Here is a 15,219-nt window from a genome sequence, read left to right on the forward strand (position 1 = left end):
TGTTGCACCTGCTAGATAAAGTATTCGATGGTGGGGGTATAGCGATCGATGATGTCTTGCAGGGATATTTCTGCAAGATAATCATTGACGGTTTGTTCAAGCCCTTCCCAGATGGGTTCAAGCATCGTTTCATTTGAAGAGAGTAAGGATGCAGACCGTTCGGTAGTATCGACGTTCGTGCCGGTTGAGGCGGCGCCTGCAGTAAACCCGCTTTCAGTTACGGCAAGCACATCAGCTACGGTAATATCGCGCGGCGCTTTTGCAAGACGATAGCCCCCTTGGTAACCGCGGGTGACCTGCAGTATGCCAGTGGGATTGAGCAAGGCAATCACTTGCTCGAGGTATTTCTTTGATATCCCTTGCCGCTGTGCAATATCTTTAAGGGGCACGGGGCCGGTGCCTTGGTGCTGGCAGAGGTCAAGAAGAAAACGCAGTGCGTAGCGACCTTTTGTTGAAATCTGCATGGTCTATCCGTTCTATGGACGAGCCGGCGCTCGTCAAAAGCAATAAGTGATGCTAAATAGTATAGGATACGAGCATAAGAGCAGCGATGATGGCTCTTACTGAAGCCATATAACGGGAAAGAGGAGCAAGGAAGCAGCATGGGAGCGGGAGCATCTGAGTTCATTTACTTGGATCATGCGGCAGCAACGCCGCTTGATAAACAGGTACGTGCTGCTATGGAGCCGTATGAGAGCAGGTTGTTCTTTAATCCGTCGAGTCCGTATATGCCAGGCGTTCAGGTGCGGCGCAGCTTTGAAGCAGCGCGTGCCGATCTGGCCCATGCCATTGGCGCTAAGCCCGACGAAGTGGTAATAACTGCCGGTGCTACTGAATCGATCAACCTTGCATTTGATTCGTTCGAGGGTCATGTTGTGATACCCGAAGTGGAGCATGCTTCAGTGCTAGCTTCGGCCACACGCCACGACTGCACACAGGTGGCAGTAGGGCATCATGGGCGTGTCGATCCAGCTGATATAGCACGTGCGATCAGGCCGGATACTGAACTGGTTAGTGTGGGTCTTGCGAACAACGAAATTGGTACCGTACAACCCTTGCGCGCTATAGCGCAGGTGGTATCAGAAGAGCGGCAGCGGAGGTTGCAGGCAGGTGAGACAACTCCCATCTGGCTGCATACCGATGCTAGTCAGGGTGCCGGCCAAGTGAATACCGATGTTGCCACATTGGGTGTCGATCTGATGACGCTCAATTCTGCAAAGGTGTATGGCCCAAAACAGGTTGGCCTGTTGTGGGCAGCACGTACGGTACGTCTGCGGCCGCAGGTGGTTGGCGGTGGACAGGAACGGGGGCTGCGTAGCGGTACGGAAAATGTATCGGGTGCTGTTGGATTTGCCTGTGCCCTTTCGATGGCGGTGACACATCGCAAGGCAGAAGCAGTGCGTCTGTCAGCGCTGCGCGATACGCTGCAAAGTGCGCTAACTGAAGCGTTTCCCCAGGCAGTGGTTTCGGGTCATCGGAAGCATCGGCTTCCGGGCTTCTTGCACATTTCGTTTCCAGGGCTTGATGCCGAACGGGTCGTGTTTTTACTGGAAGACGTTGGTGTCTTGGTGGGCACGGGTGCTGCCTGTGCCGCCAACAAGGAAACCGGCAGTCATGTACTGGCTGCTATTGGACTGCCGCCCGACCTGGCAAATGGCAGTCTGCGGTTGACGTTAGGTCGCCTATCGACGGCGGATAATACTGCGCGTGCTGCGCAATTGATTATCGAAGCGGTGCGCAGCGAATACGAAAGGATGGCGCGCTGATGGCATCGCCTGAAACAAACGGGGAACAGAGTGAGTACCCCCTGGGAGCAGGCGAGACGTTGAAGCTCGTGCCCGATTCAGCGCAGGAGTTGGCGTCACAGTTAGTGTCAAAATCAGCGCCGAAGCACGCTCAGGTAGCTGAAGCACTGGATCCAACGGTTGATGCAGCTGAAGCAGACGCACTCGCTGCAACGAAGGACGATCTGTATCAATTTGCACACATGTTCCAGCGCGACCACCAACGTATCCCGCGTGTACTCGTGGGGCTTTCGGGCGGTGTCGATTCATCGGTGTGTGCTGCTCTGTTGGTAGAAACAGGCTGGGATGTCTGTGGCGCCTACATGAAGAACTGGACCATGGATGTTCCGGGCATGCGCTGCCCCTGGGCCGACGATCTGGCTGATGCAAAACGTGTGGCAGTGCGGCTTGGTATTGACTTTCGGGTGTACGACTTTCAAGAAGCGTATAAGCGGGAGGTCGTCGATTATCTGGTGGACGAATACCGAGCTGGGCGTACGCCGAACCCTGATGTTATGTGCAATCAGCAGGTGAAGTTTGGACTGTTTTTTGACGCGGCGCAAGATGACGGGTTTGATTACATAGCAACAGGGCATTATGCCCGCGCATCACATGATCCTGTCCGTTTGTTGCGTGCTGCTGACACGCACAAAGACCAGACGTATTTCCTGTATCGGATGTCATCCGATGCCGTGGCGCATACTATTTTTCCACTGGGAGGATTGCTGAAGACGCAGGTACGCGCTGCCGCAGAACAACGAAATCTCTCAACAGCACATAAGGCCGATTCACAAGGCATTTGCTTTGTGGGTGAAGCAGGTATTTGCGATTTTTTGAGCTTGTATGTACACCCGCAGCCGGGGCCTATTATCGATGATGATACTGGTGAAACAGTCGGTTATCACGACGGGGCTATCTTTTTCACCATTGGCCAGCGTCATGGGTTGGGCATCGGTGGCGGCAGGCGCTATCGTGTTGTACGTAAAGACATGGATCACAACATTCTCTATGTGCATGATGGGCCGCTTGCACCTGTTCAAGACAGCCTGCTTGAGCTCGATCGTGTGCGATGGATAGCGGATGTGCCACCGCAGGAGGGGGCCTGCGAAGTGCGCACCCATCATGGAGAAAAGCTTCTTGCTGCCACGCTTTTGGCAACTGCTACAACGGCCACAGTGCAGCTTGAAGCAGATCACGATGCGGTGGCTTCTGGTCAGTCGGTTGTTATCTATCGTGGCCAGGAATGCCTTGGCGGCGGGATCGTACGCTAACGTTAAACCCAGTGCGCCGATTGTTCCTCATAACTGTGCATCTATCTGCAGAAAGCACGGCACAGATGGAACTGCCGCGCACGCTTTGCGCAACGGCGCAGCATACGCATCCGAAAGCAGGATGCGCATTCGTGTTCACACAACCACATCACATTGATAGTGGCATGGTGACATCCTGTAGCAAGATGGTATATTCTGATTTCTCGAACCTATTCCAACTGCGATGATGCGTCTGATTCGCATTTTTTGCACGTACGGGAACAGGCGATTCAAAACTTATTTGTGTTGGTTGGCAATGCCGGATGTGAAGGGACACCATGAAGGAATATAACCCGCATGAGATAGAACCACGTATGCAACAGGCGTGGGCTGCTGCTGACCTCTTTCACGTTACGGAAGACGCTGATAAACCAAAGAAATACGTGCTTGAGATGTTCCCGTATCCTTCAGGTGACATTCACATGGGTCATGTGCGTAATTACAGCATTGGTGATGTGGTAGCTCGCTATAACGGCATGCGCGGGTTCAACGTCCTTCATCCTATGGGATGGGATGCCTTTGGTCTTCCCGCGGAAAATGCTGCGATTAAGCATCATAGTCATCCTGCTACCTGGACATATGCGAATATCGAAACCCAAAAGGCCAGTTTCAAGCGCATGGGTTTTTCCTACGATTGGGATCGTACCGTCGTGGCCTGTGACCCCGAATATTATCGGTGGGGTCAGTGGATGTTTTTGCAATTCTGGAAGCGCGGTTTGGTGGAGCGCCGCAATTCTCCGGTCAATTGGTGTCCGTCGTGCAAGACAGTTCTTGCAAACGAACAGGTTGTCGACGGTCGTTGCTGGCGTTGTGGCAGTGTTGTCGAAAAGCGCGACCTCACGCAGTGGTACCTCAAAATAACTGACTATGCGCAAGAACTTTTAGACGATCTTGATCAGCTCACTGGCTGGCCAGATCGTGTTCGGCAGATGCAGGCCAACTGGATTGGTCGTTCCGAGGGCGCTGAAGTTGATTTTATCCTGTGTGATAAAGGCGGTGCCGTTCCAGAAAACCCCAGCGATCACGATCGTATTACGGTATTCACTACGCGGGCAGACACCTTGTTTGGCTGTAGTTTCTTCGTGTTGGCACCTGAATATAAAGGGCTTATCGATTTAGTGGTTGGCACTGAGTACGAACAGCCGGTGCGCGATCTTATCGATGCAACTGCTCAGGTAAGCGCTGTCGAGCGTGCGCAGGGCGACCGCGAGAAGCATGGCGTGTTTACCGGGCGCTATGTCATAAATCCCATCAATGGTGAAAAGGTGCCAGTTTGGGTGGCCGATTACGTGGTGGCCGATTACGGCACTGGTGCGGTCATGGCGGTACCGTGTGGCGATCAACGCGACTTTGAGTTTGCGCGCAAATACGATCTTCCCATTGTGCCTATTATTCTTGATAAAGACGATGAATTGTATAATCAGCTCAAAGACGAACACGGGCGCGTTGTCACGACAGTCGACTGGGATGCAGCTTTCGCGGCAGAAGGTTGGTTGGTGCAGTCGGGTAAGTACACTGGTCTAAAGGGCGGTAAGCATTCCGAAGGCGAATCGGCTATTGTGGCCGATTTAGAAGCGCGTGGATGTGGTCGACGCAAGGTGGAATTCCGCCTGCGTGACTGGTTGATTAGTCGTCAGCGCTATTGGGGTAATCCTATTCCCGCTATTCATTGCCCAACGTGCGGAGTGGTACCGGTGCCTGAAGAAGACTTACCGGTGCGCCTGCCTGAAGATATTGATCTGGCGGCAGGGGAAACACTTGCAACGCACGAAGGCTTTGTAAAGTGCACCTGTCCGCGCTGCGGTGGCGAGGCACGTCGCGAAACTGACACGATGGATACGTTTACCTGCTCAAGCTGGTACTATCTGCGCTATACCGATCCGCACAACGATACCGTTCCCTTCGCGCGAGACAACGCCAATCGCTGGATGCCAGTTGATCAGTATGTAGGTGGCATCGAACATGCAATTTTGCATCTGCTGTATAGCCGCTTCTTTACCAAAATGCTGCGCGATATGGGTATGCTTGATTTTAACGAGCCGTTTACTAACCTGCTTACCCAGGGCATGGTCAAAGATGCGCACGGCGAAACCATGAGCAAATCGAAGGGCAATGTTATTGCTCCGGAAGACATGATTGCGCACTATGGTGCCGATGCGGTGCGTACCTACATCTTGTTTATGGCGCCACCTGATAAAGATTTGCAATGGGACGAAGAGGGTCTTGCGGGTATCTATCGCTTCCTGACGCGTGTATGGCGCCAGGTCAACGACCTGATGGGTAAAGCAGGGGAATCGACTTTGTTTGACCCCACTGCCCAAAACGCAGGGAAGGCTTCTTCGGTGGAACAGGCTGCCAAGGTGCTGCGTCGCGAGCGTCATCGCGTGGTGGGTAAGGTCACCAACGATATGGAGCGCAATAGTTTCAATACCGCTATTGCTGCCATTATGGAACTTTCAAATGCGGTGGGGTCGTATGTACGGGTTGCATCTGCCGAGATGCGCGCAGCTGATCCTGAGCTGGCGGCGCTTGATCGCGAAGTAGCTGAGGTGCTCGTGAAACTGCTGTCTCCGATGGCTCCCCATTGGGCAGATGAATTATGGGAAACAGTGCTTGATAACCAGGGCTATCTCTATGGATGTGTCTGGCCGACGTTTGATGCCCAGGCAGCACAGGCCGATGAGGTTGAGCTGGCTATTCAGATCAATGGCAAAGTGCGTGCACATATCACGGTTGGTGCCGATGCAGCTGAAGACGAAGTACGGGAGCAAGCGCTTGCCGCTATCAAAGATCAGACAGAGGGGCAGACGGTGGCTAAAGCTATTGTTATTCCCGGCCGTTTGGTAAATATTGTGGTGAGATAGCTGAAGGTTCTGCGAGTACAGTTTCTGTCTGATCAGATGACGGATGCTCGTATGCCCTGGTACTGCTATACGGGGTTCAATTCGCTTGTTCTGTGAAAGAAGTGGCCGCATAGTGACGCAAGCGCGTTCTGCGGTGCTGCTGCCTTTGCCGTTAAGTGCAATTTGAAGCCTATATGTATATCTGAGAATAATTATTGTTCACAGTCTCTAATTGTCCCTGTTAATATATCCTTTATCTAGTATATTCTGCAACAAAGAGAAGGTAATAGTGGCGAGTCAAGATACTCCGGCTATCAAAGAAACGGGGCACACGCAGCGCTACGAAGCGCATCGCGCGCGAAAAATAGTACTTATTGCTTTCTGCGTTGCTTTGTTAGTTGTTCTGTTTGTTTTGGGTTTGGCTGTCGGACGCCTGCAAGTACCGCCTGCTGATGTAGTGGGTATTCTCTCCCAGCGCTTTTTTGGCACTGATGGTTCTTGGTCGCAGGCCGCTATTAACGTAGTGTGTGACATCCGATTACCGCGCGTGATTGCTGCACTGCTTGTTGGCGCTGCTCTTGCTATATCTGGTGCTTCCTATCAGGGACTTTTCAAGAACCCTATGGTAAGTCCTGATATTTTAGGTGCCAGTGCAGGCGCATCGTTTGGGGCGGCGCTCGCCCTTTTGATGGATGGGAGTAATCGCGTTGTGCAGATTATGGCATTTGCCATGGGTTTCATCGCGGTTATGCTGACTTACTTTAGCGCGCGACGGATTGGTCGTGGCTCAAATCAGATTTTGCTGCTGGTATTGTGCGGCCTTATCGTTGGAACGCTATTCCAGGCGTTTGTTTCCATTATCAAATACACTGCTGATCCGACCTCTAAACTGCCTGAGATCACCTACTGGCTGATGGGCAGCATTGCGAAAGTTACCTGGGACGATCTTAAAATATTTGCCGTTCCCTTTGTGGTTGGCTGCGCTCCGCTGCTGCTTTTGCGCTGGCGGTTGAATATGCTTTCGTTTGGTGATGCCGAAGCGGAATCGCTCGGCGTTAACGTAAGTCTCATGCGTGCCATCTATATCTTCTGTGCAACGCTTTTAACGTCAGCGGCTGTGTCTATTGCCGGTGTTGTTGGCTGGGTTGGTCTTATCATTCCTCATCTGGTGCGATTTATCTTTGGACCAGATAACCGTATCGTGTTGCCACTTTCGTTAGTGGTTGGTGCTGCGTTTATGGTGCTTGTTGATATGGTATGTCGCACACTGATGGCTTCTGAAATTCCCTTAGGTATCTTAACCTCGGTTATTGGCGCTCCATTCTTCTTTGCCATCCTTTTGCAGACACAAAGGGGGCAGCGATGAGTGAAAATAAAGCAGTGCAATCTGAAACATTAGAACAAAAGACGACGCAAATAGAAACAACGCACGGTGCAGTGCGGCATAATGAACCAATACAAGTCGAGCCAATGCGGTCTGCGGCGGGGCAAGGTACGCCAATGCAACCGACGGTATCGCAAACAGAACTGCCATCATCTGAGATCTATTTACGCGCGAGCGATGTGAGCTGTGGTTATGCTGGTAAAGCGGTGTTATCAGGCGTATCGCTTGATGTCAGTGCAGGTGACATTACCTGCCTCCTCGGCCCAAATGGTGTGGGTAAAACCACGTTATTCAAAGCGCTGCTCGGTTTTCTTCCTTTGATGGAAGGTACCGTCCAGGTATGTGGACACGATCGTGCCTCGCTTTCACGGCGCGAACTTGCGCGTCTTTTGGCGTATGTTCCGCAGATACATGTTCCACCTTTTTCATTTTCCGTTCTTGACGTCGTACTTACAGGGCGCTCTCCGCATCTTGGCGTGTTTTCTTCACCAACAAAAAGCGATTACGCTCTGGCCGACCACGTGCTTGAAGAACTGGAGATATTTCATCTTCGCGATCGAGTATATACCGAGCTCTCTGGTGGCGAAGCCCAGATGGTACTAATTGCGCGTGCACTCATGCAGGACACGTCGCTGCTTATTTTGGACGAACCAACTGCTGCGCTCGACTTTGGCAATCAAGTGCATGTGTTGCGTCGTATTAAAGATTTAGCGCGAGATGGTCGCGGTATTGTAATGACTACCCATAATCCTGACCATGCATTTTTGTGCGGTACAAAGGCAGTGTTGCTTTCGCGCAGTGGAAAGGTACGCTCTGGTACCGTGGATGATGTGGTTACTGAAGAAAACTTGGCGGCGGCTTATGGCATTGATGTGCGTGTTGTTGAATCGCGTGCAGAAGATGGGTCGCCCGTAAAAACATGTATCCCTTCGCTCGGCAGTGGATAGGCCGACACTATCAATAAAGAGAGGGGTAGGAAATCCGATGAAGGAGAATGACATGAAATCAAAGAACGAACTTATCCTAGATGAAGTATCGCGTTTAAGCAGGCGTGACTTCCTGAAACTTGCTGGTATTGCTGGCCTTACTGCAGCTACTGGCGGTATGTTGGCTGGTTGCGGTAACGGCAACGGTGGTTCTAACTCATCTGATTCGTCTAACCAAGCAACCACTCAGATGGTAACAGACATGAACGGTAATCAGGTAGAAGTACCTCTTAACCCAACAAAATATGCTGATGGCTGGTACGCCCATAACGAAATCACCATTATGCTGACGGGGGCTGAGGGCTTAGTTGCTACCCATTGCGATGAGAAGAGCTTCCCCTGGATGTATAAGGTGTGCTCGAATATGTCCAAAGCGACGGCTACCTTTGGTAACGACTTCAATTTTGAAGACTTGGTTGCTCTTGAGCCACAGGTTATCTTCGACTCTAAGGAATCGCTGCGCGATAAGTGCGAAGAGGTCGGCATTCCACTGGTTAACTGCAATTTCCAGACATATGAAACCATGCAGCAGTCCATTGAACTGACTGCGCAAGTCTTTGGCGGCAAAGCGCCTGAAATTGCGAAGAAGTACAATGATGAATTGTCTTCAACGGTGTCTGCCGTGAAAGCGAAAACCGATAAACTTTCTGATTCTGATCGCCCACGTGTTATGCATGGTAATTCGGTATACACATTCATATTAGATGGCACTGAAACAATCATTGATACCTGGATTCAGGCAGCTGGTGGCGTGAATGCTGTCGCTGAAAGCACAAAGGGCAACGCGCAGGCCCAGTTCTCACTCGAGCAGATTATTGCATGGGATCCCGAAGTTATCATTACGGGCAAGGCCGCTGAAGTTGATCAAATTCTTTCTGACCCCAACTGGTCTTCCATTTCGGCAGTAAAAAACAATAAGGTGTATGTGAACCCCAAGGGTGTGTTTGGCTGGGATCGCTACGGCGTTGAGGAATTGCTGCAGATTCAGTGGGTATCTGCGCTGCTACATCCTGATTTGTTCCCCGATCTTGACATTCGTACGAAGGTAAAGGACTTCTACGCCACCTATCTGAACTATCAGACAACTGAGGATGATATCGATCGCATTATGGGCGCCCAGAATCCAGCATAAGGAATTCGCATAAGAAAAGAATCCGCTCGGGTGGTCGAGAGTTTTAAAATACCCAGGTTGCTTCTGCGGCCTGGGTATTTTGCGTAGATCGTCCAGTTATGTGCGCACGAATCGAAGCCTTATGGGACTACTCGCTCACAATAGCATTATGCGAACCTCTGTAAGTTTCCGTAAGCTAGCCGAGGCCTTGTAGATTATTTGCTTGCTTGTAGGATGCGCTAGTATTTGCCCGTATGAAGAAGCTCAGCGATCTACACTTCGTAGATTATCTCGCCGGTGCGGAAGGTGTCATACCCGATGTTTCGGGCGAGCTCTTCCTTAAACAGGCGGCTCTTTACCATACCACGCAGGAAGCGAATCACCTCGCGTGTCGTATCCGTTTTACGGATGGCCAAGTCGATCGATTCTTCCGCTAACGGCAAGAAATCAATACCTTCCACCTGATGGAAGGTGCGCTCATCACCGATGCATACATCAGCAGCCCCCGCTTTAACGAAGCCTGCTGCCGCAAGGACAGAGGTAAATTCATGTTGGTATCCGCGCGGTCGGTTTTCGCCTGCTTCAAGATTAACAAGCATTTCATCAAGCAGCACACGTTCTTCGGTGCCAACTGGGCGGTTTGCGATAGTAATAGCGGGGTTCAACAGATTACGCCAACTGCGAATATGGTGGGGATTACCGTTTTGCACCAAGAATCCCACACGTCGTTTAGCAAGATGAATGGCCACCAGGGGAGTGCCGGGTACGATACGCTGTATAGAGGGAATGTTGTAGCGGTTTGTCTTGCGGTCATAGAGATGAATAACCGCCGCTTCGGCCCCCTGTAGATACATTGCGCAGAGCGCCTGATAGCCACCTTCGTATGAGCGCTGCACCGCTATGCCTGAGGTGCCAAGGTAATTTGCCACAATATCGGCTGTCATGTCGGTGCCGCCAATACGGAGTACGGGGGTGCCCATTTGTTGCGTTGGCATGGTTGCGGTATGTGATACGGCTGGTGCCGTTGAACTCAACACCTCAGCAGGCGCACTAGATGCCGAACAATTGCGCGCTGCTTCGATGTAATGGTCGACATCACTCATGGAAAATCGCATCTTGCGCCCGACGCTGTATGAGGTCAAAACTCCTTTTTTCACCAAGTTATAGACGGTATTGCGGCTAACCTGCAATAATTCGGCAACTTCCTGGGCGGTTAGTGCATCGCTTTCAAGTGCCATACTTTCGTCTCTCCTTGGTAAGAGCTGTTTTTAAGCACTGTTAACAATACACTGAAGGGTACTAGATTGTGCGAAATGATACGAAACGTAACGATATAAACCCAATAGCACGATAGTAATATTTGCGATTGCAATGTCAGGAAGCCTTTCCATAATAAATAGTGAAACGAGGAAAGAAGTACATGCGAGGATGCAAAGAACGCAAAACAAGAAAGAGCATCATCGCGCACGAGAAAGGTACATCATGAAGATCTCCGCACGCAATCAACTCAAGGGCACCATTACTAATGTTGCTGAAGGCGCTGTCAACGGCGTTGTGACTATCTCGCTGGGTGACGAGCGGGTGAAAGCTGATATCACGATGGAGTCCATCGAGAAACTCGGCCTGACCGAAGGCAAGCCAGCCTGCGCTATTATTAAAGCGGCGAACGTTATGTTTGCTACCGGCAGCGAACGCATTACGAACATTTCGGCACGCAATCAATTGCCTGGCACAATTGTTTCAGTCAAGAAGGGCGCTGTGAATGGTCATGTTTCTCTGAAGATGGCTGATGGCAATGTGGTGTCTGGCTCTATCACGAACGCTGCTATTGAAGACCTGGGTCTTGAAGAGGGCGCTGCTGCTCTGGCTATCATCAAGGCAACTGACGTTATTGTGGGCGTCGAGTAACCGACACAGCGTTTTAAACAAACGACGAAATAGCGAAGAAATAGTGGCAGGTACCCGGTAATTTTTCGCGTGGTTTGAAGATTGCCTTCTCCAAGTGGCGAGGAAATCACCCGTACTTCCATATAAAGAAATGGCGTATCCGCATTATGCGGGTGCGCCTTTCTTTTGCTCTTCGCGCGGGGGATGTGGGAGCGTGTAGTAGTTGCGCTACCATGGAAGTATGGTACGTTTCTTAAAAAATACTGGCCGGCGCCTTGCGAAGATTATCGTGGCTGTTTTTATTGTGGCTGTTGCAGTGGTTGTTATTCCTAACGTTGTTGAGTTTGCAACACAGCAGAGCAACGTAAAGCCATCCGATGAGATTGCCTCATCAAGAAAAACGTATGACTGCATTCTTGTGCTGGGCGCTTCGATGCTGCCCAATGGTCAACCATCAACGGTGCTTAAGGATCGTCTCGATGTAGCAGTTAATCTGTACCGCAAAGGGGTCGCTCCCAAAATCGTAATGAGCGGTGACGATTCTCGCGCACTGTCATATGACGAAGTTACCAATATGAAAAAATACGCTGTTGAACAGGGTATTCCGAGCGAAGATATCTTCTGTGATCATGCCGGCATTAATACTTACGACAGCATGTATCGCGCACGATATGTATTTAACGTCGAATCAATGGTGGTTGTCACGCAGACCTATCACCAATATCGTGCTTTGTTCGATGCTTCGTCATTCGGTATCGATTGTGTCGGCGCGCCGAGCGATCTGAATTCTTATGAAAAGAAGCTTATTTTTGAGATACGCGAAATGGGTGCACGTGTGTCTGATATGCGCAAGGTTATTATGCGCGAAAATGCAACGCACTTAAGCGAGCCGGTTTCCCTTCAGCAAAGTGGTGATGTCACCACCTGGTAGGAAGATGCCTGATAAAAGGGTATCTGGTGGATGAAAAATAATCCGCTATGAAAAGTAAGACAGGTATGATAGCCAGGTGTTCAGGTGTTCAGGTGTTTTTATACGCCCAACAGAGAAAGCTTGGGTCTTCGTAGAAGCACGACTCAAGCGTGTCAGTTCAAGTAGCGACATACAATTTATTGTATAAAGTTCTTCAAATTTGTAACAAACCACTATACTATGCAATATACTGCATCAGATAAGCTACGATATAAAAGCTATTGCAGCAGAGAAAAAGACGCTTTTTGGAAGTGTCGAGCATTCTGTTACGTGCTTTTAGTCGTGAGATCTGTACGAGGGGTAATCCCATATACCGTAAGGAGGCGCTATGGACGGCTCAACCGTTTCTGCCGGCAGCATCGATGCGATTTCTGAAGAAGAAAAGCGCCGCACGCTGAACCGCGTAGCGTTTTCTTCCTTTCTCGGAAATTTTATCGAGTGGTTTGATTATGCAAGTTATTCCTATCTTGCAACGGTTCTTGCCGTTGTGTTCTTTCCTGGGGAAGACAAGGTAGTTGCCACGATGAGCACATTCGCCGTATTTGCGCTTGCATTTCTTGTTCGTCCTGTTGGCGCCATATTTTGGGGCAATATGGGAGATAAAAAAGGGCGTAAATGGGCACTGTCTATTTCTATCTTGTTGATGAGTGGTGCGACCTTTCTTATTGGTTGTTTGCCGGGTTATGCGGTGCTGGGGGTAGGTGCTCCCATTTTGCTGCTGCTTTTGCGCATGGTGCAGAGCTTTTCTGCATCGGGGGAATATGCAGGCGCTTCAACCTTTATTGCGGAATATGCTCCCAAACAGCGGCGCGGTTTTTTCTGCTCATTCGTACCTGCTTCAACAGCAACCGGTCTGCTGATCGGCTCCCTTGCTGCAACGCTCATGTTTAGCGTATGGGGAGCAAGTTCCGACTTTGTCGTGAATTGGGGTTGGCGCATTCCCTTCCTAGTTGCGCTACCACTTGGCTACATCACCCATTACATCCGCGTTCATCTGGAGGATTCACCTATCTATGCCCAGATGCAGGACGCAATTGATCAAAAGAGTGCCGAAGCAGAAGATCATCCTATTCGCGCACTGTTCACGAAGCATGGGCGGAAAACCATTATTTCGTTTGGCGCTTGCGTGCTTAATGCGGTGGGGTTCTATGCCGTGTTGACCTATCTGCCGAACTACCTTGAAGTAACACTCAACTACGATTCTGCGGCAGCCTCTACTATTACCACCATCGTGCTGGTGCTCTACATTGCCTTTATTTTCACGGCTGGGCGTATATCCGACAAGGTAGGACGCAAGCGGATGCTTATAACTGCCTGCGTTGGCTTTATCATCTTTACCATTCCTGCGTTCCATTTGCTTGCGAGCCAGGACTTCATTGTTATTTTGTTGGTCGAGCTGTCCATGTGCATGTTGCTTACCATTAACGATGGATCGCTTGCGAGTTATCTAACCGAGACATTTCCAACTGAAGTGCGTTATTCGGGATTTGCGTTTAGCTTCAATTTGGCAAATGCTATTTTTGGCGGGTCAGCTTCCTACATCGGCTTTGCGCTTATCAACGCAACAGGCGATCCGGTTGCGCCGGCATACTATTTGGTTGCGATTGCTGCAATAGCGCTGGTGGCAATGTTGTTGTCCCACGAGCACGCTGGTAAAGATTTATCGCATGTGAAATAACGTACAGGTCTACTGAAAGGAGATTACAAATGGCAAAAATCGTAAGTTCATGGAATGATTGGGATCCGCTTAAGCGCGTTATCGTGGGGCGTTGTGACAACTCAATGATTCCACCCGAAGAACCCGCGACATCTGAAAAGGTGCCGGTAGATTCTGCCATGCGTGGCATGTGGGGACCTCGTCCGCTTGAAACGGTGGAACGTGGCAATGAGTGTCTCGAGAACTTGGTGAAGGTTCTTGAGGATCATGGCGTTATTGTTGATCGTCCTACGCCGTTGCAGTGGAACCAGGCCATCGGCACTCCTGACTTCCGTAACGATTCAATGATGACATGCATGCCGCCACGCGACATATTGTTGACTGTGGGGCCTGAAATTATGGCGGCTGCCAATAGTTTTCGGTGCCGTTACTTCGAGTATTTGGCCTACTGGCCACTTATGGAACAGTATTTCGAAGAGGATCCTGAGTTTCTGTGGACTCAAGCGCCACGTCCACGCTTGACCGATAAGTCGTACAAGCACAACTATTACGATGAGTCCATCAGCCTGGAAGAGCGTCTTAAGCGCACCGCCGCAAAGGATTTCGTAACCACTGAAGTTGAGCCGATGTGGGATGCTGCTGATGTTATGCGCATGGGCAAGGACCTGTTTATTCAGCATGGTCTTACCACGAATCGTGCGGCTATGGAATGGTTCCAGCGCTATTATCGCGACTTTCGCGTGCATGCGGTGAACTTCCCAGGCGACCCGTATCCTATTCATATCGATGCGACGTTCGTACCGCTGCGTCCAGGTCTTATTATCAACAATCCGGTTCGTCCGCTACCTGAAGAACAGCGTGCGATCTTCGATGCAAACGATTGGCAAATTGTTGATGCGGCGCAACCGGCGCACACAGAGCCGCCGGCACTTTGCTACAGCTCGGTGTGGCTGTCTATGAATTGCCTCGTGCTCGATCCGAAGACCGTTATTGTTGAGGCATCTGAGGTTCATCAGCTTGAACAGATGGATAAGCTTGGCATGAACGTTATTCCGTGTGATCTGCGCGACGCGTATCCATTCGGTGGTGGCCTACACTGCTCGACTGCTGACGTTTATCGTGAAGGCGACTGCTTGGATTACTTCCCCAATCGGGTGAAGGACCCCACGCTTGTACGTCCCGAGTTGTGGAATGACTAGGTGACTAGGTAAAGGTAAAAGGGCGATAAGAAAGGGCTGCGAGCTTTAAGCTCGCAGCCCTTTTTCATGCTGTCGCATGCCCAAGAAA

Annotated in this window: 12 protein-coding genes; 10 read left to right on the forward strand and 2 right to left on the reverse strand. The window is 50.6% G+C overall.

Translation table 11 applies throughout. From position 1 onward, the window contains the following. Window positions 1-11: 11 nt before the first annotated feature. Window positions 12-464: an RrF2 family transcriptional regulator gene (locus CCUR_RS00890; RefSeq protein ID WP_012802602.1), complete on the reverse strand. Its 453-nt coding sequence runs from the start codon at window positions 462-464 to the stop codon at window positions 12-14. A gap of 138 nt (window positions 465-602) precedes the next feature. Between CCUR_RS00890 and CCUR_RS00895 the strand changes: the two genes are divergently transcribed. From CCUR_RS00895 to CCUR_RS00920, 6 genes are all read left to right on the forward strand, one after another. Next, complete coding sequence (locus CCUR_RS00895; protein ID WP_012802603.1) at window positions 603-1,766, forward strand: cysteine desulfurase family protein; 1,164 nt, start codon at window positions 603-605, stop codon at window positions 1,764-1,766. Next, window positions 1,766-3,055, forward strand: a complete 1,290-nt coding sequence (gene mnmA / locus CCUR_RS00900; protein ID WP_217189878.1) for a tRNA 2-thiouridine(34) synthase MnmA — start codon at window positions 1,766-1,768, stop codon at window positions 3,053-3,055. Before CCUR_RS00895 ends, mnmA begins: the two co-directional genes overlap by 1 nt. Before the next feature lie 317 nt (window positions 3,056-3,372). After that, a complete protein-coding gene (gene leuS / locus CCUR_RS00905) occupies window positions 3,373-5,958 on the forward strand; it encodes a leucine--tRNA ligase (protein WP_012802605.1) in 2,586 nt (861 codons plus the stop codon). 268 nt (window positions 5,959-6,226) lie between these two features. Next, window positions 6,227-7,303: a FecCD family ABC transporter permease gene (locus tag CCUR_RS00910; protein WP_012802606.1), complete on the forward strand. Its 1,077-nt coding sequence runs from the start codon at window positions 6,227-6,229 to the stop codon at window positions 7,301-7,303. Beyond that, on the forward strand, window positions 7,300-8,268 hold the full coding sequence (locus tag CCUR_RS00915; RefSeq protein WP_012802607.1) for an ABC transporter ATP-binding protein: 969 nt from the start codon (window positions 7,300-7,302) through the stop codon (window positions 8,266-8,268). The genes CCUR_RS00910 and CCUR_RS00915 overlap by 4 nt, the downstream gene beginning before the upstream one ends. A gap of 52 nt (window positions 8,269-8,320) precedes the next feature. Beyond that, window positions 8,321-9,439: an ABC transporter substrate-binding protein gene (locus CCUR_RS00920; protein WP_012802608.1), complete on the forward strand. Its 1,119-nt coding sequence runs from the start codon at window positions 8,321-8,323 to the stop codon at window positions 9,437-9,439. A gap of 251 nt (window positions 9,440-9,690) precedes the next feature. Here the strand turns inward: CCUR_RS00920 and CCUR_RS00925 are convergent, their stop codons facing one another. Further along, window positions 9,691-10,656 (reverse strand): helix-turn-helix transcriptional regulator, encoded by a 966-nt coding sequence (locus CCUR_RS00925; RefSeq protein ID WP_012802609.1) that lies wholly within the window; start codon window positions 10,654-10,656, stop codon window positions 9,691-9,693. Between the two features lie 244 nt (window positions 10,657-10,900). Between CCUR_RS00925 and CCUR_RS00930 the strand changes: the two genes are divergently transcribed. From CCUR_RS00930 to CCUR_RS00945, 4 genes are all read left to right on the forward strand, one after another. Continuing rightward, on the forward strand, window positions 10,901-11,326 hold the full coding sequence (locus CCUR_RS00930; RefSeq protein ID WP_012802610.1) for a TOBE domain-containing protein: 426 nt from the start codon (window positions 10,901-10,903) through the stop codon (window positions 11,324-11,326). A 220-nt stretch (window positions 11,327-11,546) separates the two neighbouring features. After that, window positions 11,547-12,236 (forward strand): SanA/YdcF family protein, encoded by a 690-nt coding sequence (locus tag CCUR_RS00935; RefSeq protein WP_012802611.1) that lies wholly within the window; start codon window positions 11,547-11,549, stop codon window positions 12,234-12,236. Window positions 12,237-12,603: 367 nt separating this feature from the next. Further along, the gene (locus CCUR_RS00940) at window positions 12,604-13,953 is read left to right on the forward strand and encodes an MFS transporter (protein ID WP_012802612.1); all 1,350 of its coding nucleotides are present in this window, start codon (window positions 12,604-12,606) and stop codon (window positions 13,951-13,953) included. Between the two features lie 29 nt (window positions 13,954-13,982). Then, the gene (locus tag CCUR_RS00945) at window positions 13,983-15,131 is read left to right on the forward strand and encodes a serine/threonine protein kinase (protein WP_012802613.1); all 1,149 of its coding nucleotides are present in this window, start codon (window positions 13,983-13,985) and stop codon (window positions 15,129-15,131) included. Window positions 15,132-15,219: the final 88 nt, after the last annotated feature.

The sequence above is a fragment of the Cryptobacterium curtum DSM 15641 genome (assembly GCF_000023845.1).
Classification (GTDB): domain Bacteria; phylum Actinomycetota; class Coriobacteriia; order Coriobacteriales; family Eggerthellaceae; genus Cryptobacterium; species Cryptobacterium curtum.

Coding starts and splice junctions, on each gene's coding strand:
- CCUR_RS00895 (WP_012802603.1), top strand. CDS start 603: ATGGGAGCGGGAGCATCTGAGTTCATTTACTTGGATCATGCGGCAGCA.
- CCUR_RS00915 (WP_012802607.1), top strand. CDS start 7,300: ATGAGTGAAAATAAAGCAGTGCAATCTGAAACATTAGAACAAAAGACG.
- CCUR_RS00940 (WP_012802612.1), top strand. CDS start 12,604: ATGGACGGCTCAACCGTTTCTGCCGGCAGCATCGATGCGATTTCTGAA.
- CCUR_RS00945 (WP_012802613.1), top strand. CDS start 13,983: ATGGCAAAAATCGTAAGTTCATGGAATGATTGGGATCCGCTTAAGCGC.
- CCUR_RS00930 (WP_012802610.1), top strand. CDS start 10,901: ATGAAGATCTCCGCACGCAATCAACTCAAGGGCACCATTACTAATGTT.
- leuS (WP_012802605.1), top strand. CDS start 3,373: ATGAAGGAATATAACCCGCATGAGATAGAACCACGTATGCAACAGGCG.
- CCUR_RS00890 (WP_012802602.1), bottom strand. CDS start 464: ATGCAGATTTCAACAAAAGGTCGCTACGCACTGCGTTTTCTTCTTGAC.
- CCUR_RS00935 (WP_012802611.1), top strand. CDS start 11,547: ATGGTACGTTTCTTAAAAAATACTGGCCGGCGCCTTGCGAAGATTATC.
- mnmA (WP_217189878.1), top strand. CDS start 1,766: ATGGCATCGCCTGAAACAAACGGGGAACAGAGTGAGTACCCCCTGGGA.
- CCUR_RS00920 (WP_012802608.1), top strand. CDS start 8,321: ATGAAATCAAAGAACGAACTTATCCTAGATGAAGTATCGCGTTTAAGC.
- CCUR_RS00925 (WP_012802609.1), bottom strand. CDS start 10,656: ATGGCACTTGAAAGCGATGCACTAACCGCCCAGGAAGTTGCCGAATTA.